This window comes from Burkholderia sp. BCC0097, from assembly GCF_902832985.1.
Taxonomy (GTDB): Bacteria; Pseudomonadota; Gammaproteobacteria; order Burkholderiales; family Burkholderiaceae; genus Burkholderia; species Burkholderia orbicola.
The window spans coordinates 737732-761818 of the sequence record NZ_CADFDM010000004.1 but is presented as its reverse complement, the minus strand read 5'-3'; the positions used below and the strand labels follow the sequence as shown (position 1 = coordinate 761818).

The following is a 24087-nucleotide window of genomic DNA, read 5'->3' as shown; positions in this document are numbered from 1 at the left end:
GGATTCAGGCGTGGCCGCGGCCGACGTGGAGATCGCGGAACCGCTCGACCGCGTCGCTCGGCGTGAGGTCGTCGAGCTCGAACAGCGGCCTCACCTCGATCTCGCAATCGAGCTCGGCGCCGAACGGCGCGGGGAACCGGCGCGTCCATGCGAGCGCCTCGTCGCGCGAGCGCACCTGGATCAGCGTATAGCCGGCGATCAGCTCCTTCGTTTCGGCGAACGGGCCATCGATCACCGTGCCCTTGCCGCCGGAGTAGCGCACCCGCCAGCCGTGGGCGCTCGAGCGCAGCCCGTTGGCGTCGAGCAGCACGCCGGCCTTCGCCAGTTCCTCGTGATAGACCGTCATGGCCTCGACCAGCCGGTTGTCCGGCAACGCGTCGGATTCGCTGACGGCGTTCGCCCGGATCATGATCATGAATCGCATCGTTTACTCCTTGTCGTCGGTGGAAGGCGGCGCCCGTTCCGCGGCGCCTTATCCGGACGACGGACGAAAGACGGCCGGATCGACACGCGCCACGACAAATCAGGGTATATACCGAGTCGCGATGTTCACAGGAAGCACGGGCCGACCGCGCGCACCTCGACCGTGCACCATTGCGCGGCCGGGCACTGGCGCGCGATCTCGATCGCTTCTTCGCGCGTGGGGACGTCGACGAGGAAGAAGCCGCCGACCATCTCCTTCGCCTCGGCGAACGGGCCGTCGAGCAGCCGCGTCTCGCCGTCGCGCACTTGCACGCGCGTGCCGCGTTCGGACCGCTCCAGCGACTCGACGCCGCGCAGCACGCCGCGCGCCTTCAGCGACTCGGCGAAATTGACCATCCGCGCATAAAGCGCCTGGCCTTCGTCGAGCGTGCGCTCGGCGCGCTGTTCGGTCGGTTCGACAATCAACAGCATGTAAGACATGGATTTCTCCTGTGGGAACGGGGCGCGGCGACATGCGCCGGGCGAGCGGCACACGACGCCCGGTGCGAAAGCGTAACAGCCGCGGGGCGGCTTGCCGCATCGTTGGCCAACCGGCATTGGCCGGACGGCCATTTCAGCCGCAGCCTGACATTTTGCCTTCAAGATGCGGTCCCGAACTGTCGGATTTTCATCCTGTGGACCGTCTCATGTCACGCCCGCTTCCCCTCTTTGCCGTTGCGCTGTTCGTGGCGCTCCTCGCTCCGCCGACCGCCGCCGCCGCGCTGCCGGTCAGCAGCGGTTGCGGCGGTGCAGCCACGGCGATTGCCGAGATCCGGCGCGGCGGCGGGCCGTCGCGGCTCGCCGGGCAAACGACGTCGATCGAAGCGGTCGTCACCGCGGTGTTCGGAGGCGCCGGCGGCCTGGGCGGTTTCTTCGTCCAGCAGGCCGACGCGCAGCGGCAGCACCGGCCCGGCGTCTCCGAAGGCGTGTTCGTCTACGCACCGAACGCGCACGCGGCGCCGGGCGATCTCGTGCATCTGACCGGCAAGGTCGACGAGAAATACGGCCGGACGCAATTCACGCTGACGGGCCGCATGGCCGTTTGCGCGCGCGGGCAGACGGTCACGCCGGCGACGCTCACGCTGCCCGTCGCGTCGCCCGCCACCCTGGCCGCGCACGAAGCCATGCGCGTACGCCTGCCGCAAACGCTGACGGTCAGCGATACCTACGCACTCGGTCGCTACGGCAGCATCGTGCTGAGCAATGGCCGGTTGCGCGTGCCGACCCAGGTCGCGCCGCCGGCCGACGCTGCCGCGCACGCCGCGGCCAACGCACTGAACCGCATCGTGCTCGACGACGGTTCGAGCCGCCGCGACCCGGCGACCGTCCGCTATCCGTCGCCCGCGCTGAGCGCCGCCAACACGCTTCGCGCGGGCTACACCGTACGCGGCGTCGAAGGCGTGCTCGAATGGCGCTACGGCGCGTGGCGGCTGCAACCGGTGGCCGGCGCGGCGCCCGTGTTCGATGCCGCGGCGAACCCGCGTCCCGCGGCACCGGCCCGGCGTCCCGATGCCGACGTGCGCATCGTGTCGTTCAATGTCTTCAATTATTTCAACGGCGACGGCCATGGCGGCGGATTCGACGCGCCGGGCAACCGCGGCGCAAAAACACCCGCCGCGTTCGCGCGGCAGGAAGCGAAGATCGTCGCGGCGTTGCGCGCGCTGCGCGCCGACGTGATCGGGCTGATGGAAATCGCGAACAACGGTCACGGCGACGCGAGCGCCATCCGTCGGCTCGCCGCGCAACTCGGCGACGGCTGGCGCGCGGCCGATCCCGGCACCGTGCGGCTGGGCCGCGACGCGATCGCGGTCGCGCTGCTGTACGACAGCCGCACGGTCGAGCCGGTCGGGCGCGCCGTCACCGTCGCACTCGGCGGCCGCCACCGCCCGTCGCTTGCGCAGACGTTCCGGCGCATCGACGGCGCACGCACGCTCACCGTCGCGGTCAATCACCTGAAGTCGAAGAACTGCCCGCATGCGAGCGGTGTCAATCTCGATCAGTCCGACGGCCAGGGCTGCTGGAATGCGGCGCGCACGCGGGCGGCCGCACGCGTCGCCGACTGGCTCGCCACCTCGCCGACGGGCATCGCGGCCGACGGCGTGCTGCTGATCGGCGATCTGAACAGTTATGCGAAGGAAGACCCGCTTCGCACGCTCGAAGCACGCGGCTACGCGAACCTGGTTGCGCGCTTCGTCGGCGATGCTGCGTACAGCTACGTATTTCGCGGCGAAGCCGGCAATCTCGACCATGCGCTTGCCACGCCGGCGCTCGCCGCGCGCGTGAAGGCCGTGCGGTTCTGGCACATCAACGCAGACGAACCGGTGGTCTTGCAACCCGTGCCCGATTACAAAACGTCCGCGCAACGGTCGGCTTATTACGCACCCGACGCCTACCGCTCGTCGGACCACGATCCCGTCATCATCGACGTCGCGCTGGACCGCGCCGCCACGCAACCGGCACCGGGCACAAATCGTGCGCATCGATGACGCGTCGAGTAGTGCATTTGCATCAGCCTCCAACCTGCAATGGCACTATTTACCTGATGCCCCTGGCGACGCCATATTTACCGGACCTTCACTGCGACCCGCTGCTCGACACGCTGTATCGCCCCGAGACGCGAAATTTTTTCAACCGCTGCGCCGCCCCGTGCGGCGGGGCTTCCCGGCGATCCCGCCGACGAATTGAAAATTTATCTCGAAACTCAAACGGATCAAGTGAATCACATCAGTTGCTGGGATTCGTCTTATCTTCAAATTGCCTGGAATCAAAGGAGGATAAACACCATGGCGCTTACCGACTCGATCGAACACAAGCTGGACCGCGGCCTGTCCGACATCCGTCGCACCGGCCGGCGCGTGGGCCGCACGACGCGCGCGGCGGCCCGCGACCTGCATGCCGACGTGACCGACGATCTGCGCGGGCTGGTCGACGAACTGGAAGATCTGCTGAAAAACGATGGCGACGGCGATATCGCCGCGCTGCGCAAGCGCGTGCAATCCCGGCTCGATGAAGCGCGCGGCGCACTCGACTACGCGTCGGGCAGCGCGGCCGCCCGGCTGCGCGATTCGGCCGAGCGCGTATCGCAGGTCGTGCACGAGAACCCGTGGCAAACCGCCGGCGTCGTCGCGGGCCTTGCGTTCGTTGCGGGCCTGCTCCTTTCCCGCCGTTGAACGGGGCGGCGTGCACCGCCGCCCGCCCGTCATCCATCAGACAACGAAGGAGAACCGCCATGCAGAAGTCCCTCGCCATGAAAGCCGCCGCCGCCGTGATGCTCGGCAGCCTCGCCCTTGCCGGTTGCACGACCACGCCAGGCAAACCCGATAGCGCCGCGGCCAGCGCGTCGAAGCGCCAGTCGATCGACGCCAGCGTGAACGCAACGCTGTCGCGCCTGTATTCGACGGTGCCGGGTTCGCGCGAGCTCGTCTCGAAAGCACGCGGCGTCCTCGTGTTCCCGAACGTGCTGCAGGCCGGCTTCATCGTCGGCGCCCAGTCCGGCAACGGCGCGCTGCGCGTCGGCGGCAGCACCGTCGGCTACTACAACACGTCGTCGCTGTCGGTCGGCCTGCAGGCCGGCGCGCAGTCGAAGGCGGTCGTGTTCCTGTTCATGACGCAGGATGCGCTCGACTCGTTCCGCAAGTCGGACGGCTGGTCGGCCGGCGCCGACGCGTCGGTCGCGGTCGTGAAGGTCGGCGCGAACGGCGCGGTGGACTCCAACACGGCTACCGCACCGGTGGAAGTGCTGGTCCTGACCAACGCGGGCCTGATGGGCGACCTGTCGGTGAACGGCACGAAGGTCACCAAGCTCAACATCTGACGATGCGGCACGCGGCCTCGCGCCGCGTTCGCTTCCCGGCACAGCGCCGCGGCCCCGGCCGCGGCGTTTTCGCATGCGTCTCTCGCAGCGGCTATGATGGCGGCACCTTTGCGGGCATACTCCGCAGGGGCCGCCCGGCGGCGCGTTTCGCCGCGAACCCGTGACGTTCGCGAACCTATCGCGCGCGGGACAACGAGATTCAATCCAACCACGCATCAATCTGCGCGAATGCCACTCATGGATAGCGGACAAGACCACCAAAAATTCTTCTACTTCCTGCTGTTCGCGGTCACCGTCGGACTGTGCTGGATCCTCGCGCCGTTCTCCGGCGCCGTCTTCTGGGGCACCATTCTCGCGATCCTGTTCCAGCCCGTGCAACGCTGGCTCGCCGCGCGCTTCGGCAAGCGGCGCAACCTGGCCGCGCTCGTCACGATGTCGCTCATCATCCTGATCGTGATCCTGCCGCTCGTGTTCGTCACGGCCACGCTCGTGCAGGAAATCGCCTACGTGTACCAGGAGCTCAAGGACGCGCAACCGAATTATTCGCAGTACTTCCACGACATCATTCACGCGCTGCCGACGTCGATCCAGAACCTGCTGCAGAAATACGGGCTGACCAACATCCCGGGCATCCAGAAAAAGCTGACCGACGGCGCCGCGCAGATCAGCCAGTTCGCGGCCACTCAGGCGCTCAGCATCGGCCAGAACACGTTCCAGTTCGTCGTGAGCTTCGGCGTGATGCTGTACATGGTGTTCTTCCTGCTGCGCGACGGCGGCGAGATCGGCCGCCGCGTGCGCCGTGCGCTGCCGCTCGACGAAGAGCACAAGAACCTGCTGCTCGCGAAATTCACGACGGTCGTGCGCGCAACCGTGAAGGGCAACATCGCGGTCGCGCTCGTGCAAGGCGCGCTCGGGGGGCTGATCTTCTGGATCCTCGGGATCGAGGGCGTGGTGCTGTGGGGCGCGCTGATGGCGTTCCTGTCGCTGCTGCCCGCGATCGGCGCGAGCCTCGTCTGGGTGCCGGCCGCGCTCTACTTCCTGATGATCGGCGCGGTCTGGAAGTGCGTGATCCTCGTCGCGTTCTGCGTCGGCGTGATCGGCCTCGTCGACAACCTGCTGCGCCCGATCCTCGTCGGCAAGGACACGAAGATGCCCGACTGGGTCGTGCTGATCTCGACGCTCGGCGGGATGGCGCTGTTCGGCATCAACGGCTTCGTGATCGGGCCGCTCGTCGCCGCGCTGTTCATGGCCAGTTGGGACATCTACGCACGCTCCGAACAGGGCGAATGACGCCTGTCCGGCCGCCGGCGATCCGCACGCGTGCGGAGAGCGGCGGTCAAGGATGACGGATATGGATCACGACGGGCGCCACGGCGCCCGTTGCTTCATCCGCCGCGACCGTCATCACGCCGCCATACGGGCCGACGCGATGAACACGGCCCGGCGCCAGCGGCATGCTTCGCTCGGCGTGCGCATCGCGCCACGTGGCACGAACCGCCGTGCCGTCATCCGGCGCGAACGCCGCGCCGTCGGGCTTCACCAGCGCGACCTGCGCACCCGGCAAACGCCGGCCATGCGCATCGAACCGGACCGTGGCCGTTGCCCCGCCATCGGCCGCCTGCCCCGCGTCGACGAGCGCACCCACCGGGGCATCGAGCGTCACGTCGTACAGATCGACGAGCGAGCCGGTGAACCGCACGACGCCATCCGATGTGGGCTGTCCGGCCGCCATCGCGCTCGACATGGCAGTCGACATCGCGAGCACGATACCGAGCCCGAATACCCTCTTCCGCACGGCCCCGGCGTTCATTGCCGTTACCGATACCAATCGCTTCGCGTTGTTCCGCATGCTCCCTCTCCTCTGCCGCGTCACCAGAAAAACAGGCGGCGTGACGCGTCGTCACGCCGCCTGTGTGCTGGCAATCACTGTAGGGAGAGCGGCTCGGACAATATACGGGACAAGTCCTAAACTGCAGCCGAGTTGATCGAACTCAGCGCGGTCGATACGCGCCCGCGGCCCGATCCGACAGGCGAGACACGCCCGTCACGCATCCGGATCGACACGCAGCACGAGCTTGCCGCGATGGTCGCCGTCGAACAGGCGATTGAGCACGTCCGGCGCGTTTTCGAGACCGTCGGCCACGGTTTCCTCGGCCTTGAGCCGGCCGTCGCGCAGCCAGCCGGAAAGCGTCTGCACGGCTTCGCGGCTCTTGCGGTAGTCGAGGATCAGGAAGCCGCGCATCGTCAGCCGCTTCGAGATCAGCACGCCGACGTCGTCGGCCGCGCGGCCGCTGTTGTAGTTCGAGATCACGCCGCACAGCGCGACGCGCCCGCCGATCACCATCCGCGACAGCACCGCGCGCATCACCTCGCCGCCGACGTTCTCGAAGTTCACGTGCACGCCGTCCGGCGTCGCCGCCTTCAGTTGCTGGCGGAAATCGTCGGCCTTGTAGTCGACGGCCGCGTCGAAGCCGAGCGTCTCGGTCAGGTAGCGGCACTTGTCCGCGCCGCCCGCGATGCCGACCACCCGCGCGCCGTGGATCTTGCCGATCTGCCCGGCGATCGAGCCGACCGAGCCGGCCGCCGCCGACACGACGAGCGTTTCGCCCGGCTGCACCGGTGCGATGTCGGTCAGCCCGTAGTACGCGGTCAGCCCGCTCATCCCGCATGCGCCGAGCAGCGTGGGCAGCGGCAGGCCCGACTGCGCGGGCAGCTTCACGAGCTGCGCGGCCTGTTCGGCCGGCACCACCGCGTAGTCCTGCCAGCCGACCAGCCCCTGCACGAGATCGCCTTCCGCGAAACCCGCATGGCGCGACGCGACCACGCGGCCGATCCCGAGCGCGCGCATCACCTCGCCGATCGCGACGGGCGGCAGGTACTGCGGCACGTCGCTCATCCATACGCGGTTGGTCGGGTCCATCGACAGATACAGCACGCGCACGAGCACCTCGCCGTCGGCGAGCGCCGGCACCGGCGTCTCGACGAGCGAAAAATGTTCGCGGCCGACCCGCCCTTCCGGGCGCGTCTTCAGCAGCAGCTGGCGGTTCACGGGTGTCGACATGATGTTCTCCTCCAATCGTTGTGGTTCGGGATACGCGTCAGACCGCGCACATGCCGCCGTCGATCACGAGTTCGGCGGCCGTCACGAAGCGGCTCTCGTCGGACGCGAGATACACGGCCGCATGCGCGACGTCGTCCGGCTCGCCGAGCCGGCGCAGCGGAATGCCGCGCGCGAGCTTGCGGGTCGCGTCGCGTTCGCCGAGCGACTGGAACAGCGGCTCGACGATCCCCGTGCGAATGAACGCCGGGTGAATCGAATTGCAGCGCACGTCGATCTCGCGGCGCGCGCAGTCGATCGCGACCGACTTCGTCAGCGACGCGACCGCCGCCTTCGATGCGTTGTATGCGGTGAAATCCGGCTCGACCTTGAACGCGGCGACCGACGAGATGTTGATGATCGACGCGGGATGGCTCTCGGCCAGATACGACAGCGCATGCTTGCAGCCGAGCACGATGCTTTCGACGTTGATCGCCATCACGCGCCGCCATTCGTCCAGCTCGATTTGCGCGGGCGAACCGATCGAGCCGACGCCCGCGTTGTTGACGAGCACCGACAGGCCGCCCATCGCATCGGTCGCCTGCGCGAGCAGCGCCTGCCAGCGCGCTTCGTCACGCACGTCCTGGGTCGCGGCGAACGCGACCGGCGTCGCGTGACCCACGTTGAGTTCCTGCGCGAACGCGTCGAGCACCGCCGCTTCCGCGATGTCGGTCACGAACACGCGCGCGCCCTGCTCGACCATGCGGCGCGCGATCGCGCGGCCGAGGCCGCCCGCGGCGCCCGTGATGTATGCGCACTTGCCAGCGAGGCGCGGAGAAAGGATTGTCATGTGACCTGCTCCTGTCGTGAATCGTCGTCGCGGAACGCTGCCGCGACGGGGTTTTCCGTGCATCTTCCAGCCGACGTGCGCCGGCATGGCGACGCATCGCACGGGTTTTCCGCGAGTATATCGAGATGAATGCGACGCACGCGGAACCGGCTGGACGGCCTGCCCGCAGTTGAACGACAGCCAGCGTACGCGAATGCCGCCAATCGATGAAATGAATATTCGTTATGCCCGGTCATAGACCTCATTCATGACTTGCGCGTACCGGCGACGGTACGCAAAGAGGCCGGCGCGACCAGCCGGATGGACGGGCAGACGAATCGATTATCGGGATAACGGAAGCGTGGCGTCCCGCACGGAAGAGAACGCCCTGGGGAAGATGAACCGGCGTGGCATCGTGCGTCGGCCGGAAAACAACGGACCGAATGCCGGCGGCCAGAAGGGAGCGCCGCAGCGCCCGCCCCCGGCAACCGTCAGAAGCCTTCGCCCGACGGCGCCCGCACGAACGCGCAGAGCTGCGGCGAATGCGTGTCGATCATCTGCTGGAACGGCGCGCGGTGCCCGTACGCGATGCCCGACACGAGCAGCAGGCAGACCGCGGCGACGCGCGGCGAGAACGCGCGCTGCCGCACGCCGTCGTAGCCGCGCAGGAACACCAGCGCGACCAGCGCGCCGAGCAGCCAGCCGACGACGACTTCCGGCACGGTGTGCGAGTGATCGAATACGCGGGCAACGGCCGTGATCGCGCCGATGGCCAGCCCGGCCGCGATGCCGGGCGCCTTGCCGGGCCGGAACGCCTGCCACAGCATCGACAGCGCGACCGTCCATACGGACGTCGACAGCATCGTATGGCCGCTGATCACACGGAAATCGAACTGCGCAAGCTCGATGCCGCAGCCGGCATACAGGATCTTCGTGGCACCGACGACGCCCATGCCGGCGGCCAGCAGCACGCCCCAGCGGGCGGCGACGCGCCAGTCGGTCAGCGCGAGCCACGCCGCGCAGGTCAACGCGATCGGCAGGGTCAGCGCGGCATCGCCGATGTTGCTGATTTCACTCCACATAATGGACTTCGGAGACGATCGAAAGACCGCAGTTTACCGCACGCACGCAGCGTGCCTGTGTCAGCCTGTGACAGGCTGTATCAGCCCGCGACACCGGTAATCAACAGCAGGTTCGTGCCGGTGATCACGGCGAACAGCGCCCACGCGGCCACCTGCATCCCGCGCCCGATCGCGTGCTCGCCCATCGTGCGGCGATCGCTGACCGAGCGGATCAGCGGCCACATCGCGAACGGCAACTGCAGGCTCAGCAGCACCTGGCTCCACACGAGCAGTTGCCCGACCGAGCCGTCGCCGAGCCACAGCACGCCGATCAGCGCCGGCACGAGCGCGAGCCCGCGCGTGATCAGCCGGCGCTGGTAGCACGGGATCTTCGTATGGAGGAAGCCGTCCATGATGACCTGGCCGGCGATCGTGCCGGTCAGCGTCGAGCTTTGCCCCGACGCGAGCAGCGCGATGCCGAACAACAGCGCGGCCGCGCCGCCCGCGATCGGCGTGATCAGCCGGTACGCCTGCTCGATGTCGGTCACGTTGTGCTGGCCCGTCGCGTGGAATGCCGCGCCCGCGACGACGAGGATCGCCGCATTGACGAGCATCGCGACGAACAGCGACACGCAGGTGTCGATGCGCACGAGCGCCAGCGTGTCGCGGATCACGCCGCGCGCGCCGCCGACGACGTGCCGAGTCTGCACGACCGACGAATGCAGGTACAGGTTGTGCGGCATGATAGTCGCGCCGACGATGCCGAGCGCGAGCACGATCGCATCCTTGCGGTCGTGGCCCGGGTCGCCCGGCACGAGGCCGCCCACCACCGCATGCCAGTCGGGCGGCGTGATCGCCACCTGCGCGACGAAGCAGAACGCCATCGTCGCGATCAGCCCGAGCACGATCGCCTCGATCTGCCGGAAGCCCTTGCCCTGCAGGCCGAGCACGATCACCGTGTCGAGCGCGGTGAGCACGACGCCCCACGCGAGCGGCACGCCGAGCAGCAGCTTGAACGCGAGCGCGCAACCGAGCACTTCCGCGATGTCGCACGCGATGATCGACACTTCGGCGGTGATCCACTGCACGACGCGGCTGAACCGGCCGTAGCGTTCGTAGCTCGCCTGCGCGAGATCCTTGCCCGCGACGAGGCCGAGCCGCGCGGCGAGCATCTGCAGGAAGATCGCCGCGAGGCTCGAGAACGCGACGACCCACAGCAGCGAATAGCCGAACTGCGAGCCGGCCTGGATATCGGTCGCCCAGTTGCCGGGGTCCATGTAGCCAATCGCGACCAGCAGGCCGGGGCCGAAGAAACGCCTGAGCTTCTGCCAGCGCGGCGCGGCGGCGTCGATCGTGATGCTGCCCTTTACTTCCGACGGGCAGAAAGGGGCGGTGGCGGTAGTGGGGAGGAAGGGCATGGAAACCGGGAATCGAGATCGCGATCCGCCGATTTTACGGGTATCCGTCCCGTTTTCCCGCGCGCGGCCACGCAGGCGTCGCAATCCGCCCCGTCGCCGTCGCAACACGCGGCGGCAAGCCGTTCGTCAGGAGCGGGCGACGCCGCGCCGTGCGCGAGAATCTTTTCCCGCTCGGCGACGCGAAATTCGGTCGGCGACATCAACAGGCGCTGCCGAAACAGTTTCGCGAGCCGCTCGCCGCTGCCGAAGCCGGTGCGCCGTGCGACCTTGTCGGCCGGCAGCGTCGTATGGATCAGCATGTGACACGCCCGTTCGAGCCGCACGTGCTGGACGAACTCGGTCGGCGTCACGCCGATTTCCTTCTTGAAGCGCCGCAGGAAATTGCGCTCGCTCATCGCGGCCACCTGCGCGGCGTTCGCGATCGAGATGCGGTTGACGCTCTGCGCGCGCAGCCGCTGCGCGGACATCCGGATCGACGGGCTCGCGCTCAGTTCACGAAACGCCCACATCGACTGCGCATAGCGCTGCTCGACCGGCCGCATCATGTTGCTGGCGATCTCCTGCGCGGCGCCGTCGCCCAGGTCGGCGCGAAACATGTCGAGCGCGGCGGCGAACACGTCGGTCTCGCCGGCCTGCAATTCGATCGTCGTGGTGGCGCGGCGCCCGGCCCGGCCGGGCCGCACGTCGATTGACGACGACGGCCGCCGCGTGGCGGCGAGCGCGGGCAGCTCCATCGCGTCGACGATCCAGCGCGCGTGCTGGCGAATGTCGGACAGGCGCCGCTGCAATGCGTCGTCCCAATTGACGGCCGCGCGCTCGCCATGAAGATGAAAGAACGCGCGCGCACGGCGGCTATGTTCGTCGCCGAGCGGCTCGGCCGCGATGCGCACGCCGGACGACGACAGCAACAGTCCCCCGCTTTCGGAGACGTACTTGAGCTGGTAATCCGCACTGTACGCATGCAGGCGATTCGCCAGGTTGAAGGCTTCGCCGAGGCGCGCGGCCTGGGCCAACGAAAACCCCGTACTCAAATAGATAACGACCCACCGCTGATCTGCTGCATTCACTGGCCAAGCCCCCGACTCGTTCGACTTCTTCTAATACCGTCGAACTGTCAGGCTTATATTTGGTTTGAATGCGTGCGACAGGACGGCTATCCCGAAATATGAAGCGACGGCATCTTAGCCGAACGGGTAGCGCCTTTGGCGCGAAATGGCCGACCGGGACAGCATGATGGCGGATTACTACAGGCTGGCGTGCGCCGCTGGTATGCCGGCATGGAAATGCGTATGCGATGCGGCCCATTATTGCGGCCGTCATGCGTAATGACGGCGCAATGCCGTGCGTAATGACATGCGTGTTCGACTACGTCGTACATCGGCAAAGCGAACGCTCGCGCATCGGCTCGACCGGCATCGACCCGCATCGAACGCGCGCAATCGCCCGCGCACGCCAACCGGCGCATCGGTTGCCCACGCATCCTTTAGAATCGATCCGTCCTTCATCACGCCACCCGCGCTCCGTGCCCGCCGATCATCGTCTCGACCTGAACCTGTTTCGCGTGCTCGACGCCGTCTACGTGCACGGCGGTATCGGCGCGGCCGCCCGTGCGCTGCATCTCACGCAGCCGGCCGTCACGCATGCGCTCAACCGGCTGCGCGTGCATTTCGACGATCCGCTGTTCGTGCGTCAGGGCAACCGTGTCGTGCCAACCGAGCGTACGCGGTCGATCATCACGGACGTGCAGCTGCATCTGAAAGGCTTGCAAGGCACCGCACGCGATCCGTCCGCCTTCGATCCCGCGACGCTCGACCTGAGCATCGCGGTCGGCATTCGCGACGTGCTCGAATCCATCGCATTGCCACGCATCGTCGCCGCGTTCGCCGACGAAGCGCCGGGCCTGCGGCTCGTCAGCCGCCGCATCGCGGTACCGGACATCGAGCGCGAACTCGCGTCGGGCAACCTCGATCTCGTCGTCGACCGTCGCGTGCAGACGGGCCCGCGCATCGCCACCGAACACCTGCTCGACGATTCGCTCGTCGTCGCGCTGCGCCGCGATCATCCGCTCGCGCACGCCCCGCTGCGACGCGGCGACTATTTCGCGGCGCAGCATATCGCCGTGTCGTCGCTCGGCGAGCCGCAATCGCTCGACGTCCTGCTCGGCAACGACGGACGCTTCCGCGACATCCGGCTCACCTGCCAGCACTATTTCGCCGCCTGCCAGATCGCCGCGGCCGGCAACCTGCTCGTCACGCTGCCGCACACTTATGCGCTGCGCATGGCCGCGCTGCTGCCGATCGTCGTGCGGCCGCTGCCGCTGCGGCTCAAGCCGTTCCCGCTGCTCGCGTACTGGCACGAGTCGCGCGACACCGACCGCGCGCATCAGTGGGTGCGCGAACGCATCGCCGCGCTCGTGCGCAGCAGCGCCGGCATCGCCGACGCGTAGCACGCAGCGCACGCCCGCGCGGCCGGGACGGTATGCTGGCGGCTGCACGCCGCCACCCGGCGCCCGCTTTCCCCGATCCGCTTACCGGAGATTCGCCATGTCGCTCATCCACGCCGCCGCCGTCCTCGATGCCGACGCGCCCGACTACGTCGTCCAGTTGCAGGCCGGCACACATGCCCTGACCGGCGACGAAGCGCCGCGCGAAGGCGGCCAGGACCGCGGGCCGGCGCCATACGAGTTCGTGCTCGCCGGGCTCGCGCAATGCACGGCAGCGACGCTGCGGATGTACATGCAGCGCAAGACGTGGCCGGCCGCGCGCATCGCCGTGCGCACCGAGTTGCACGCCGATCGCGAAGGCGTGCAGTACGTGCGCCGCGTCGTGACGCTCGACGGCCCGCTCGACGACGCGCAACGCCAGCGTCTCGCGGAAATCTGCGAGAAAACCCCGGTGACGCAATTCATCAAGCGCGGCACGCGGATCGAAACGACGTTGAACTGACGCACGCGGCAGGCCGCACGCACCACCACCTGAAAAACGAAACGGGCGGGCCGCGCATCCGGCGCGACCCGCCCGTTCATCGATCCCGCCCGGTGCTTACAGTCCGAGCGCGGCGAGATCCAGCTTGCCGTCCTTCATCGGCGGGCACCAGAAATACGCGCCCGTCAGCGGCCGGGTGAAGCGGAACAGGCCGTCGACGATGCCGTCTTCCGCGCCGCTCATCCGGCGCATCTGCACGTCGAACGCGCGGAACGAGCAACCGAACGCGACGAAGTACAGGCCCGCGCGGCGCGTGTCGGACCACGGCGACGAACGGCGCAGCATGAACGCCTCGGGCTCGAAGCTTTCCTGCGCGGTGCGCTTCACGTGCGCGAATTCGGGCGCGTCGTCGAGTTCCTCGTTGTCCGAACGGCGGCGCCCGATGATGTGGTCCATCTCGCCCGACGGAATGCGCTCCATCTGATCGAAGTCGTGCACCCACTGCTGCACCGCGACGAAGCTCGAGCCGTCGAGCCCCGCGCCCTGCCCCGCAACGATCGCCGCGGCCACCGCGTCGTCGCCTTCCGGGTTCTCGGTACCGTCCTCGTAGCCGGACAGGTCGCGGTCGTTCGAATAGCGGAAGCCGTCGACGGCCTCCCGCAGCGCGAACGCCGGCGCGAGCGCGCGTTCAATCTCCCGCGCGCGCAGCACGATCTCGCCGCGGTCGTCCGAGCGCAGCCAGACCCACACGTCGGCCGGCGTCCTCGGCAACGTGCGGTCGTTCACCGCGAATGCCGGGTACTCGGTCAGGCCCGGCACCGGATGCCCGAGCCAGGCGGCCAACGCGTGTCCGAACCCGACGACCGTGTCGCGTCCGTCGACGATCTCGCGCAGCGCGGCCAGCGCCGCGGCGACATTGCCGTCATTCGACATTGTGAAAGTGAGGTATCGGGCTGCCGTATCGATCGGAGCCAGGATGCCTTGCTGAACGTCGCTCATCGTTTCCTCGGGAAGGGTTCGGAGTGAATCTGGGCGGGCCGCATCGTCGCGCGCCGCGGACGCGGAAGTGTAATCGATGCGCACGCCGGCCTCGCGGCCCCCTCGCCCAACGTACGCGAAAAGGGGCCAAAACCCCGAATACTAACCGTATCGGCGCAGCAACGCCGCATTCGTCAGACGTTGCGGCGCGCGTGACTGTCCTGATAGAATCTTTTCACGCCTTTTCGGCGTCCTTTCATTCAACCGTTCACTTCAGGGAGGTGCAGATGTTCCGAATGCCAGCCACCTTCCCGAACGTGGTCTCGCGGCGCCGCTGATCCAGCCCGCCGTCCGCGCCGGCTCCCGAGTTTTCCGCTAACCCGTCAGCCGCGCTTTTTCCGACAGCCCGTTTCGTTCCGCCCGCGCGTTTCGCGCGGCCCGGCTGTTGCGTTTTCGACGTTCTCCGAACCGGAAAGTCCCGTCGCGCGATGCGCCGGGCAACGATACATGACCAGAAAAACCTCCCATCTGGGCGGCCACGCATTCCAGGCCGTCTTCGGCTTCACCATCCGTTACTGGCGCAAGCAGCCGGCGCGCATCGCCACGGTCGCGAGCCTCGCGCTGCTCGCCGCGCTCGCCGACGTCCTCACGCCGCTGTTTGCCGGCCGCCTCGTCGACGCGCTGTCGACCGGCCTGACCGACCGCGCCGCCGCGTGGCACTCGGCCCTCGTCGCGTTCGGCACGCTCGCCGCGCTCGGCATCGGCGCGACGGTGCTGCGCCAGGGCGTCTACCTGAACATCATCACGCTCACGCTGAAGATGATGAGCGAGATCGCCGCCGCGTCGTTCCACCGCGTGCAGCGCTTCTCGACCGACTGGCACGCGAACAGCTTCGCGGGCTCGACCGTGCGCAAGATCACGCGCGGGATCTGGGCGCTCGACCTGCTCAACGACACCGTGCTGATCGCGCTGCTGCCGTCGGTCGCGATGCTGGTCGGCGCGACCGTGCTGCTCGGCACCCACTGGCCCGTGATGGGGCTCGTCGTCGGCGCGGGTTCGCTGCTGTACATCGCGGTGACGGTTGCGGTGTCGCTCGGCATCGTCGCGCCGGCTGCGCGGCTCGGCAACCTGTGGGATACGCGCATGGGCGGCGCGCTCGCGGACGCCGTGAGCTGCAACGCGGTCGTCAAGGCGTTCGGCGCGGAAACGCGCGAGGAAGCGCGGCTCGCACGCGTGATCGACAAGTGGCGGCAGCGCACGCGCCGCACATGGGTGCGCGGCACGTTCAACGGCGGCCTGCAGGGGGCGATGCTCGTCGCGATGCAGGCCGCGATGATCGGCGTCGCGCTGCGGCTGTGGATGAACGACGAAGCGAGCGTCGGCGACATCGCGTTCGCGCTGACGATGTTCTTCATGCTGCAGGGTTACCTGCGCGACGTCGGCATGCACATCCGCAACCTGCAGCGCTCGGTGAACGACATGGAAGAACTCGTCGCGCTCGAACGCCAGCCGCTCGGCATCGACGATCGCCCCGGCGCGCCGGCGATCCGGATCGGGCAAGGCGAGATCCGCTTCGAGCACGTGACGTTCCGCTACGGCAACCATCCGGTGCCGCTGTACGACGATTTCTCGATGCGGATCGCGCCCGGCGAACGCGTGGGCCTCGTCGGCCATTCGGGCTCGGGCAAGACGACGTTCATCAAGCTGATCCAGCGCCTGTACGACGTGTCGGGCGGCCGCATCACGATCGACGGGCAGGACATCGCGCAGGTGCGGCAGGATTCACTGCGCAGCCAGATCGCGATCGTTCAGCAGGAGCCCGTGCTGTTCCACCGCACGCTCGCGGAGAACATCGCGTATGCGCGCCCCGGCGCGAGCCGCGCCGACATCGAACGCGCCGCGCGTCTGGCGAGCGCGCACGACTTCATCGCCGCGCTGCCGGACGGCTATGACACGCTCGTCGGCGAACGCGGGATCAAGCTGTCGGGCGGCGAGCGCCAGCGCGTCGCGATCGCGCGCGCGTTCCTCGCCGATGCGCCGATCCTGATCCTCGACGAAGCGACGTCGAGCCTCGACAGCGAAAGCGAGCTGCTGATCCAGCAGGCGATGGAGCGGCTGATGGTCGGCCGCACGACGCTCGTCGTCGCGCACCGGCTGTCGACCGTGCGTGCGCTCGACCGGCTGCTGGTGCTCGATCGCGGCAAGGTGATCGAGGAAGGCAACCACGACGCGCTGATCCGCATCGACGGCGGCATCTACCGCCGGCTGTTCGAGCGGCAGGCGCTGGAGCTGGCGAAGGGGCTCGCCGATTCGCCGCGGCGCGTGGCGGATCGCGATGCCGGGCCGCTGGGGGAGCCGGCGAAGGTTTGATGCCAGCGCATCGCGATGCGGCCCCGCGGCGCGGTCATCGCCGCCGGGCCGTGTCGGCGACAATCGGTTCCGGATCGAGGCCGTGCCACGCGCACGGCCTTTTTTGTGCACGCGGCACGGGCTCGCCGGCGCCGAGCCGCGCGCTGTCGGGTATCCGTCGCCGGGATCACTTATCATGTCGGCCAGGCAATTCGCGACGAAAGGCAGACCATGTTTACAGGCATTGTTCAGGGCGTTGGCACCATCGACGCCATCAAGGACCACGGCGAGCTGAGAACGTTCAGCATCGCATTCCCCGAGCGGTTTACCGACGATATCGAGATCGGCGCGAGCGTGTCGGTCGACGGCGTGTGCCTGACCGTGACGACCATCCATTCCCCCGTGCTGATCGACTTCGACGTGATGCTGCCGAGCCTGCGGATCACGACGCTCGCCGACCTCGCGACCGGCGCGCGGGTCAACGTCGAGCGGGCCGCGAAGGACGGTGCCGAGATCGGCGGCCATCCGCTGTCCGGTCATGTCGATTTCACGGGGACCATCGCGCACATCGCATCGTCCGAGCACAACCGGATGATCCGCATCGGCGTGCCGGCCGAGTTCAAGCGCTATGTATTCGCGAAAGGCTACATCGCGATCAACGGTTGCAGCCTCACCGTATCGGACGTCAATCGCGACGAAGGCTGGTTCGACGTCTGGCTGATTCCCGAAACGCGACGCGCGACCACGTTCGATGCGAAGGGCGTCAACGACAAGGTCAACATCGAGATCGAGCGCAGCACGCAGGTCGTCGTGGACACGATTCGCGAATCGGTCAAGGAAACGCTCGGCGAACTGAACGGCGTCGTCACCGCGCTGCTGGCGGAAAAGGGTATCGATATCGAGGAACTGCTGGCGCGCAACGTCGCGCGGCTGCCGAAGCAGTAAGCGCGATGCCCGCGTGCTAGGTGATCCGCTGGATCACCGAATACCGGGCGCCGTCGAAGAACACCTCGACCCACGGTTCCGATGCCTCGAACGTCCAGAGGACGAGCTCGCGATCGTCGAGTTCGTCGTCCTCGGGCCATGGCATGTTCCACCCGCCCGCGACGGCTACCACGCCGCCCGTGTAGAGCGGGCATTGCGCCATCCACGCGCGCTCGTAGTCATGGGCGGCCGCGCCCTTGAAGTTGCCGTTGAATCCCCAGTCGCGCTGCCAGCCGTGTGCGTCGAGGTACGCGCCGATCGCGGCGGAGCCGAAGCGGAACACCGCATCGACTGGCGGAAGCGACATCGCGTCGGATCGGCACAGCGGCCGGTCGGAGCGGACAGGTTGCGCGGAAGTCTCCACGCGGCCTGACGTGCCGCTTTCGTCGAGATATACGTGCAGCCAGACGCCGTCGCGCTCGATGGAGATGCACCACGCGCCGTCGTCGATACCGTGCCAGTAGCCGGTGACCGGTTCGCCGTCGTCCGCGAAGCGGTACTGACGGCACGGCTTCGCAAGCCGCTTTGCTTCGCTCAGGAAATCGTCCAGTGTCATTGGGATGTCCGTCAGTCGTTTTGCATCCTGGGTATCGCATGGAGCCGCCGCGGTCGGGCGACATCAGCCGCGGCCGCACGCCCTGCCTCACTCCACCTCCCCCTGCGCCCCCTTCCCCACCGCCACGCGCTGCGAGCGATAAATCCCCGCGTGTCCGGAAAACAGATACGCGACGACACAGGCGACGATCGCATACACGCCGATATCCGCGCCGAACAGTTCGATCGCCATGATCGTCGACGCGATCGGCGTGTTCGCCGCGCCCGCGAACACCGCGACGAAGCCGAGCCCCGCGAGCACGGGCACCGGCAGCGCCAGCACCTGGCCGAGCGCATTGCCGAGCGTCGCGCCGATGTAGAACAGCGGCGTCACCTCGCCGCCCTTGAACCCCGACGCGAGCGTGACGACGGTGAACGCGAACTTGCCCGCGAAATCGTAAAGCGGCAGCGGCCCGTGAAACGCGGCCTCGATCGTCGGGATGCCGAGGCCGAGATACTGCGGCACGTTCAGCACGGTCGCGGCCACCGCGACCAGCAGGCCGCCGAGCACCGGCTGCAGCGGCGCATGGCGGATCACGCGACGAAACCACGCGGTCAGCGCATGCGTCGCGAACGCGAACAGCCGCCCGACCACGCCGAACGCGATGCCCGCGACGACCGTCACGGCGAGCCCCGTCGCCGATACGGCCGGCACGAACGGAATCGCATAGGCCGTGTGATGGACGCCCCACGCGCGGCACACGACGTCCGCGACGATCGCCGATGCAACGCAGGTCAGCAGCGCGTCGTACCGCAGGCGCCCGATCGCTAGCACCTCGAGCCCGAACACGGCGCCCGCGAGCGGCGTGCCGAACACCGACGCGAAGCCGGCCGCGATGCCGCCCATCAACAGCACGCGGCGATGCTCGCGATCGAGGCCGAGCACGTGCGTGATGCGATCGGCGAGCGCGCCGCCCATCTGCACGGCCGTGCCCTCGCGGCCGGCCGAGCCGCCGAACAGGTGCGTGACGACGGTCGCGACGAGCACGAGCGGCGCCATCCGCTTCGGCACGAGCGCCTTCGGGTCGTGAATCTCGTCGATCAGCAGGTTGTTGCCGCGCGCGACCGACTGGCCGAACCGATGGTAGACCCAGCCGGTGGCGAACCCGGCGGCCGGCAGCCCCCACAGCAGCCACGGATGCGCGACACGCGTGCCGGTTGCCCAGTCCAGCGCGATCAGGAACAGTACGGAAGCCGTGCCGGCGAGCGCGCCGAGCAGGGCTGAAAGCGCGAGCCAGCGGCACACGTAGCGCACGGTCGCGAAAAGATCGGCAGAAGTGGTGAAAAACATGATTTCCAGATTCGACGGAACATCAAAACCTGGGCGGCAGAATACCGCGTGGACGGCCTGCGACCTCCTGACGACCCAGGAACACGCAGGCATCATCAGCCGGGCAAACCGGCGGTTGAGGGTCGCGCCGCGCGCGCCATGCGCCGGGAACGACCGCAGGGAGGCATGCCATCTCCGCAGGCCGCAATTGTACGCGACGCCTCGCCACGCACGCAATGCAGCCGCCGGCACGCCCCTAACCAACGGCGCCTGCCCGATGCGCGGTCAGTCGCGCGATGTCAGCGCGATCCGCGCGATCAACTGGGGCGCGATCTGGTCGAGCGGCAGGATCGCCGACGCCGCGCCGATCGCCGCCGCGGCCTTCGGCATCCCGTACACGGCGCTGGTCGCCTGGTCCTGCGCGATCGTGTAGCAGCCCTTCGCCCGCATCGCCTTCAGGCCGAGCGCGCCGTCGCGCCCCATGCCGGTCAGCAGCACGCCGAGCGCATCGCCCTGCCAGCCGTCCGCGACGCTGTTGAAGAACACGTCGATCGACGGCCGGTACGGCGTTTCGGCCGGATGCCGCGTATAGCCGAGCACGCCGCGCGGCGACAGCATCAGATGGTCGTTGGTCGCCGCGAGCAGCACCGCGCCGGCCTCGGGCACGCTGCCCTGCCGCGCGACGCGCACCGGCAGCCGCGTATAGCCGTCGAGCCATTCGGCCATGCCGTACGCGAAGGCCTGATCGACGTGCTGGACGATCACGATCGCCGCCGGAAAATCGGCCGGCAGCGCGCGCAGCAGCGCGGTGAGCGCGGTCGGCCCGCCCGCCGATGCGCCGATCGCGACGAGCGTCGGCTGTCCGCGCGCGGGCGCCGGCCCCGGCGGCACGAGCGCCGTGGTGCGGCTTTCGAGCAGCCGGCCGATCTGGTCGATCTTCGCGAGCAGCGCCTGCGGCGATGCGTCGGTCGACAGCCCGAGCGCGAGCGTCGGCGTGTCGACCGCGTCGAGCGCGCCGGCGCCCATCGCCTCGTACACCGACGACGTGTTCGCGCTGACGCTCGCCGTCACGATCAGGATCGCGCACGGCGCGCGCGCCATGATCCGGCGCGTCGCGGCGACGCCATCGACCTTCGGCATCACGAGGTCCATCAGCACGACGTCGGGCGGATGCGCGACGCAGAAATCCACCGCCTCGTCGCCATCGGTCGCGACCCACAGCACGCGATGATCCGCGCGCAGCGCGATCACGCGGCGCAGTGCCTCCACGGCCAGCGGCAGGTCGTTGACGATGCCGATGTTCATCCTCGCGCATCTCCGATCAGGTCGTGCACCGCATCGAGCAGCGCCTCGTCGTGGAAGCTGCTCTTCGCGAGGTAGTAATCGGCGCCGGCGTCGAGCCCGCGGCGGCGATCCTCGTCACGATCCTTGTACGACACGATCATCACCGGCACGCGCTTGAGCATCGGGTCGCCCTTGATCAGCGTGACGAGTTCGATGCCGTCCATGCGCGGCATGTCGACGTCGGTCACGACGAGATCGAACGCATCGCTGCGCACCGCGTTCCAGCCTTCCATCCCGTCGACCGCGACCGTCACGTCGTAGCCGCGCTTTTCCAGCAGCTTGCGTTCGAGCTCGCGCACCGTCAGCGAATCGTCGACGACGAGCACGCGGCGGCGCCGGTCGGCGAGCGCGAGCTGCGGATCGCGCGTGAGCCGCGCGAGCTGGCCGCCGCGCACGAGCTTGTCGACCGAGCGGATCAGGTCCTCGACGTCGACGATCAGCACCGGGTCGCCGTTCTCGAGCAACGCGCCGGCCGCGATGTTCTGGATCTTGTGCAGGCGGCTGTCGAGCGGCTGCACGACGAGCATCCGCTCGCCGAGGAAACGGTCGACCGCGACGCCGTACAGCTCCGGCTCGCCGCCGACGACCACGACCGCCGTGCTCGCGCGCGCCACGTCCGGTTCGCCCGCATCGAGCAGCTGGTGCGCGGCGACGAGGCCCACGCGCCGGCCGTCGAACGGAAAATGCGGCTGCCCTTCGAGCACGTCGATGTCGTCGTGCGCGAGTTCGAGCGTGCGGCGCACGTGCGCGAGCGGGAATGCATAGGGTTCGCCGCCGACTTCGACGAGCAGGCTGCGGATCACCGACAGCGTGAGCGGCAACTGCAGCACGAAGCGCATGCCGGCCCCCGGCTCGTTGAAGATCCGCACCGCGCCACGCACGCCGCGCACCATCTCCTGCACCGCGTCGAGACCGACGCCGCGGCCCGATACGTCGGTCACCGCATCGCGCATCGAGAAGCCCGGCAGCAGCAGGAATTCGAGCAATTCCGGATCGGACAGCCGCGCGGCCGTCTCGTCGTCGGTCAGGCGCTGGCGCACGACGGCCGCGCGCAGCGCGTCCATGTCGACCCCCGGCCCGTCGTCGATCACGCTGACGAGCAGCGAGCCGGCGCTGTGGCGCGCCTCGAGCGTGACGCTCGCCTCGGCCGGCTTGCCGCGCGCGTGGCGCGCGTCGGGCGAATCGACGCCGTGGTCGATCGCGTTGCGCAGCAGGTGGCCGAGCGGCGCGTCGAGCAGATCGAGGATGTCGCGATCGACCTGCGTGCCTTCGCCGACGATCGAGAAACGCACCTGCTTGCCGAGCGAGCGCGCGAGGTCGCGGACGATGCGCGGATACGCACGCGTCGCATCGCCGAACGGCCGCATCCGGCACTGCAGCGCCTCGTCGTACAGTTGCTCGGCGATATGCGTGCTGCGCCGCTCGAAGCGGTCGAATTCGTCCATTCGCTCGGCGAGCGAGCGCTGCAGGTCGTTGAGCATGTGCCGCACTTCGTTCATCGACGCGAGCATGCCGGCGTCGAGCTCGTCGGCGAACTGCTCGACCATCAGGTCGAGCGAACGGGCCGCGTCGCGCTGCGCGCGCTTCACGCGCAGCATCGATTCCGCGAACGGCTTGAGCCAGCGCGATTCGACCAGCGATTCGCCGGACAGGCTCAGCAGCCGGTTCAGCGTATCGGCGCGCACGCGGCGCATCGCGCCGGCGCCCGCCACGCGGCCGGCCTGGGCCGGATGGGGCACCGTGCCCGAGACGGCGAGCGGCGGCACCGCGGCGCTCGCCCCGACCGGCTCGTTCGCGGCGCCGTCGTGATCGCGATACGGCGCGAACGACGGCGGCACGGGCGGTGGCGCGGCGGCCGGCGCCTGCATCGCCTGCGCGCCGTCGGCGCCCGTCAGCGCCGCCGCGAACACGTCGATCTCGGTCTGCGACACGGGCTGCCCCTGCGGATCGCCGACCCGCACCAGCAAATCGACACCGGCCAGCAGCACGTCGACGTGCGTGGCCGTCAGCGCGATCGTGCCGGTCTGCGCGGCGACGAAGCATTCTTCCATCCGCCCGGCGATCTCGACGCCGAGCGGCACGCCGACGATCCGCGCGGCGCCCTTCAGCGAATGCGCGGCGCGCATGCACGCTTCGAGCGCGACGGCATCGGGCTCGCCCGATTCGAGCGCGAGCAGCCGCTCCGACAGCGCCTGGGTCTGCGTGCGCGTCTCCTCGCGATACAGCTCGAGCAGCGACAGGTGGCTCAGGTCGTCATCGCCGCTCATCGCATGCTCCGTGTCACGGCGTCGAACAGACGATCGTCGTCGAGCAGGCCCACCGACTTGCCGCGCCACGACAGCACGCCACGCGACAGGCCGGCGCTCGCGCGCCCGACCGTCGCCGGCACCGGCACCCAGTCGGAGGCGCCGAAGCGCAGCACGCCCTCGACTTCGTCCACCGGGAACACGACCGGTTCGCCCTGGTGCGCGGCCACCAGCAGCCGCGTGAAACGGCCGTCGTCGCTGCCGCTGCCGGCCTTGCCGGCATCGAGGCCGAGCAGCGCGCCGATCGAGATCGCGATACGCAGCGTGCCGCGGATGTTCACCACGCCGCGCACGGCCGAATTGCGGCGATGCGGCAGCGAATGGATCGGGCGCGTGCCGGCGATCTCGCGCAGCACGCCGATCGGCAGCGCGAGCCATTCGTCGGCCACCCGGAACGCGAGCGCCGCATGGCGCGCCACGCCGTCGTCGTCGCTCGCGTGTGCCGTGCCGAACGCGCTCATCCGGCGCGTGACGTCGGTCATCTCGGCCACGTCGAGCGGACGCTCGAAGTTCAGGCAGCGCAGGCAGTCGTTCAGCCGCTCGCACGAGCGGTCGCCGCGCGTGCCGATCCGGTTCCAGCAATCGTCGACGTCGAGCGTCGCGTCGTCAGTGGCGGCGCGGTTCATCAGAATTTGCTCCGAGAAACTCCGCCATTGATGGCGGGAAGGAAAGGCGTGCTGTTGACAGACAGCTTCCTCCGCGGGTTGGGATCACCGG

At 68.6% G+C, this 24087-nt stretch carries 22 protein-coding genes and 1 riboswitch; of the genes, 8 read left to right on the top strand and 14 right to left on the bottom strand.

From position 1 onward, the window contains the following. Positions 1-4: 4 nt before the first annotated feature. Both HWX07_RS17180 and HWX07_RS17175 read right to left on the bottom strand, forming a co-directional pair. Positions 5-424: a YciI family protein gene (locus HWX07_RS17180; RefSeq protein WP_175877061.1), complete on the bottom strand. Its 420-nt coding sequence runs from the start codon at positions 422-424 to the stop codon at positions 5-7. 125 nt (positions 425-549) lie between these two features. Next, positions 550-903, bottom strand: a complete 354-nt coding sequence (locus tag HWX07_RS17175; protein WP_175877060.1) for a YciI family protein — start codon at positions 901-903, stop codon at positions 550-552. A gap of 206 nt (positions 904-1109) precedes the next feature. Here HWX07_RS17175 and HWX07_RS17170 point away from each other — a divergent pair, with 206 nt between their 5' ends. The 4 genes from HWX07_RS17170 to HWX07_RS17155 all read left to right on the top strand — a co-directional run bounded on the left by HWX07_RS17170 (position 1110) and on the right by HWX07_RS17155 (position 5566). Continuing rightward, complete coding sequence (locus HWX07_RS17170; protein ID WP_175877059.1) at positions 1110-2948, top strand: ExeM/NucH family extracellular endonuclease; 1839 nt, start codon at positions 1110-1112, stop codon at positions 2946-2948. Between the two features lie 297 nt (positions 2949-3245). Further along, positions 3246-3632 (top strand): DUF883 family protein, encoded by a 387-nt coding sequence (locus HWX07_RS17165; RefSeq protein WP_011548207.1) that lies wholly within the window; start codon positions 3246-3248, stop codon positions 3630-3632. Between the two features lie 59 nt (positions 3633-3691). Continuing rightward, entirely contained in the window at positions 3692-4276 is a 585-nt protein-coding gene (locus tag HWX07_RS17160) for a YSC84-related protein (protein WP_175877058.1), read from the top strand. A gap of 237 nt (positions 4277-4513) precedes the next feature. Then, positions 4514-5566: an AI-2E family transporter gene (locus HWX07_RS17155; protein ID WP_012338503.1), complete on the top strand. Its 1053-nt coding sequence runs from the start codon at positions 4514-4516 to the stop codon at positions 5564-5566. Between the two features lie 46 nt (positions 5567-5612). Here HWX07_RS17155 and HWX07_RS17150 read toward each other — a convergent pair whose 3' ends face one another. The 6 genes from HWX07_RS17150 to HWX07_RS17125 all read right to left on the bottom strand — a co-directional run bounded on the left by HWX07_RS17150 (position 5613) and on the right by HWX07_RS17125 (position 11634). Beyond that, positions 5613-6125: a thioesterase gene (locus HWX07_RS17150; protein ID WP_175877057.1), complete on the bottom strand. Its 513-nt coding sequence runs from the start codon at positions 6123-6125 to the stop codon at positions 5613-5615. Between the two features lie 195 nt (positions 6126-6320). After that, positions 6321-7337 (bottom strand): NADP-dependent oxidoreductase, encoded by a 1017-nt coding sequence (locus tag HWX07_RS17145; RefSeq protein WP_175877056.1) that lies wholly within the window; start codon positions 7335-7337, stop codon positions 6321-6323. Between the two features lie 37 nt (positions 7338-7374). Next, positions 7375-8163 (bottom strand): SDR family oxidoreductase, encoded by a 789-nt coding sequence (locus tag HWX07_RS17140; RefSeq protein WP_175877055.1) that lies wholly within the window; start codon positions 8161-8163, stop codon positions 7375-7377. A gap of 470 nt (positions 8164-8633) precedes the next feature. Next, positions 8634-9224: a phosphatase PAP2 family protein gene (locus HWX07_RS17135; RefSeq protein WP_175877054.1), complete on the bottom strand. Its 591-nt coding sequence runs from the start codon at positions 9222-9224 to the stop codon at positions 8634-8636. Between the two features lie 80 nt (positions 9225-9304). Continuing rightward, positions 9305-10621, bottom strand: a complete 1317-nt coding sequence (locus tag HWX07_RS17130; RefSeq protein ID WP_175877053.1) for an Nramp family divalent metal transporter — start codon at positions 10619-10621, stop codon at positions 9305-9307. Then, the gene (locus tag HWX07_RS17125; protein WP_175877052.1) at positions 10570-11634 is read right to left on the bottom strand and encodes a helix-turn-helix domain-containing protein; all 1065 of its coding nucleotides are present in this window, start codon (positions 11632-11634) and stop codon (positions 10570-10572) included. Before HWX07_RS17125 ends, HWX07_RS17130 begins: the two co-directional genes overlap by 52 nt. Positions 11635-12143: 509 nt before the next feature. Between HWX07_RS17125 and HWX07_RS17120 the strand changes: the two genes are divergently transcribed. Beyond that, on the top strand, positions 12144-13067 hold the full coding sequence (locus HWX07_RS17120) for a LysR family transcriptional regulator (protein ID WP_175877051.1): 924 nt from the start codon (positions 12144-12146) through the stop codon (positions 13065-13067). 97 nt (positions 13068-13164) lie between these two features. Next, positions 13165-13566: an OsmC family protein gene (locus HWX07_RS17115; RefSeq protein ID WP_006487795.1), complete on the top strand. Its 402-nt coding sequence runs from the start codon at positions 13165-13167 to the stop codon at positions 13564-13566. Between the two features lie 96 nt (positions 13567-13662). On the opposite strand, the gene HWX07_RS17110 is transcribed toward HWX07_RS17115, so the two are convergent. Beyond that, positions 13663-14544 carry a Dyp-type peroxidase gene (locus HWX07_RS17110; RefSeq protein ID WP_175877050.1) on the bottom strand — a complete coding sequence of 294 codons (882 nt, stop codon included), beginning with the start codon at positions 14542-14544 and terminating at the stop codon, positions 13663-13665. A gap of 486 nt (positions 14545-15030) precedes the next feature. Between HWX07_RS17110 and HWX07_RS17105 the strand changes: the two genes are divergently transcribed. Continuing rightward, positions 15031-16893, top strand: coding sequence for an ABC transporter ATP-binding protein (locus HWX07_RS17105; protein WP_175877049.1), 1863 nt, complete (start codon positions 15031-15033; stop codon positions 16891-16893). A 210-nt stretch (positions 16894-17103) separates the two neighbouring features. Continuing rightward, positions 17104-17817, top strand: a complete 714-nt coding sequence (locus HWX07_RS17100) for a riboflavin synthase subunit alpha (RefSeq protein ID WP_175786492.1) — start codon at positions 17104-17106, stop codon at positions 17815-17817. 16 nt (positions 17818-17833) lie between these two features. On the opposite strand, the gene HWX07_RS17095 is transcribed toward HWX07_RS17100, so the two are convergent. The 5 genes from HWX07_RS17095 to HWX07_RS17075 form a co-directional block, all read right to left on the bottom strand. Further along, entirely contained in the window at positions 17834-18412 is a 579-nt protein-coding gene (locus HWX07_RS17095) for a hypothetical protein (RefSeq protein ID WP_175877048.1), read from the bottom strand. Between the two features lie 87 nt (positions 18413-18499). After that, positions 18500-19741: a voltage-gated chloride channel family protein gene (locus tag HWX07_RS17090; protein ID WP_175877047.1), complete on the bottom strand. Its 1242-nt coding sequence runs from the start codon at positions 19739-19741 to the stop codon at positions 18500-18502. Positions 19742-19820: 79 nt separating this feature from the next. After that, positions 19821-19926, bottom strand: a riboswitch (Fluoride riboswitch). 79 nt (positions 19927-20005) lie between these two features. Continuing rightward, entirely contained in the window at positions 20006-21025 is a 1020-nt protein-coding gene (locus HWX07_RS17085) for a chemotaxis response regulator protein-glutamate methylesterase (RefSeq protein ID WP_175877046.1), read from the bottom strand. Next, positions 21022-23331, bottom strand: a complete 2310-nt coding sequence (locus tag HWX07_RS17080; RefSeq protein WP_175877045.1) for a hybrid sensor histidine kinase/response regulator — start codon at positions 23329-23331, stop codon at positions 21022-21024. Before HWX07_RS17080 ends, HWX07_RS17085 begins: the two co-directional genes overlap by 4 nt. After that, positions 23328-23996 carry a chemotaxis protein CheW gene (locus tag HWX07_RS17075; protein WP_175877119.1) on the bottom strand — a complete coding sequence of 223 codons (669 nt, stop codon included), beginning with the start codon at positions 23994-23996 and terminating at the stop codon, positions 23328-23330. Before HWX07_RS17075 ends, HWX07_RS17080 begins: the two co-directional genes overlap by 4 nt. Positions 23997-24087: the final 91 nt, after the last annotated feature.

Excerpts from the sequence above, each read along its gene's own strand:
- HWX07_RS17180 (WP_175877061.1), bottom strand. The coding sequence starts at position 424 with ATGCGATTCATGATCATGATCCGGGCGAACGCCGTCAGCGAATCCGAC.
- HWX07_RS17175 (WP_175877060.1), bottom strand. The coding sequence starts at position 903 with ATGTCTTACATGCTGTTGATTGTCGAACCGACCGAACAGCGCGCCGAG.
- HWX07_RS17170 (WP_175877059.1), top strand. The coding sequence starts at position 1,110 with ATGTCACGCCCGCTTCCCCTCTTTGCCGTTGCGCTGTTCGTGGCGCTC.
- HWX07_RS17165 (WP_011548207.1), top strand. The coding sequence starts at position 3,246 with ATGGCGCTTACCGACTCGATCGAACACAAGCTGGACCGCGGCCTGTCC.
- HWX07_RS17160 (WP_175877058.1), top strand. The coding sequence starts at position 3,692 with ATGCAGAAGTCCCTCGCCATGAAAGCCGCCGCCGCCGTGATGCTCGGC.
- HWX07_RS17155 (WP_012338503.1), top strand. The coding sequence starts at position 4,514 with ATGGATAGCGGACAAGACCACCAAAAATTCTTCTACTTCCTGCTGTTC.
- HWX07_RS17150 (WP_175877057.1), bottom strand. The coding sequence starts at position 6,125 with ATGCGGAACAACGCGAAGCGATTGGTATCGGTAACGGCAATGAACGCC.
- HWX07_RS17145 (WP_175877056.1), bottom strand. The coding sequence starts at position 7,337 with ATGTCGACACCCGTGAACCGCCAGCTGCTGCTGAAGACGCGCCCGGAA.
- HWX07_RS17140 (WP_175877055.1), bottom strand. The coding sequence starts at position 8,163 with ATGACAATCCTTTCTCCGCGCCTCGCTGGCAAGTGCGCATACATCACG.
- HWX07_RS17135 (WP_175877054.1), bottom strand. The coding sequence starts at position 9,224 with ATGTGGAGTGAAATCAGCAACATCGGCGATGCCGCGCTGACCCTGCCG.
- HWX07_RS17130 (WP_175877053.1), bottom strand. The coding sequence starts at position 10,621 with ATGCCCTTCCTCCCCACTACCGCCACCGCCCCTTTCTGCCCGTCGGAA.
- HWX07_RS17115 (WP_006487795.1), top strand. The coding sequence starts at position 13,165 with ATGTCGCTCATCCACGCCGCCGCCGTCCTCGATGCCGACGCGCCCGAC.
- HWX07_RS17110 (WP_175877050.1), bottom strand. The coding sequence starts at position 14,544 with ATGAGCGACGTTCAGCAAGGCATCCTGGCTCCGATCGATACGGCAGCC.
- HWX07_RS17105 (WP_175877049.1), top strand. The coding sequence starts at position 15,031 with ATGACCAGAAAAACCTCCCATCTGGGCGGCCACGCATTCCAGGCCGTC.
- HWX07_RS17100 (WP_175786492.1), top strand. The coding sequence starts at position 17,104 with ATGTTTACAGGCATTGTTCAGGGCGTTGGCACCATCGACGCCATCAAG.
- HWX07_RS17095 (WP_175877048.1), bottom strand. The coding sequence starts at position 18,412 with ATGACACTGGACGATTTCCTGAGCGAAGCAAAGCGGCTTGCGAAGCCG.
- HWX07_RS17090 (WP_175877047.1), bottom strand. The coding sequence starts at position 19,741 with ATGTTTTTCACCACTTCTGCCGATCTTTTCGCGACCGTGCGCTACGTG.
- HWX07_RS17085 (WP_175877046.1), bottom strand. The coding sequence starts at position 21,025 with ATGAACATCGGCATCGTCAACGACCTGCCGCTGGCCGTGGAGGCACTG.
- HWX07_RS17080 (WP_175877045.1), bottom strand. The coding sequence starts at position 23,331 with ATGAGCGGCGATGACGACCTGAGCCACCTGTCGCTGCTCGAGCTGTAT.
- HWX07_RS17075 (WP_175877119.1), bottom strand. The coding sequence starts at position 23,996 with ATGAACCGCGCCGCCACTGACGACGCGACGCTCGACGTCGACGATTGC.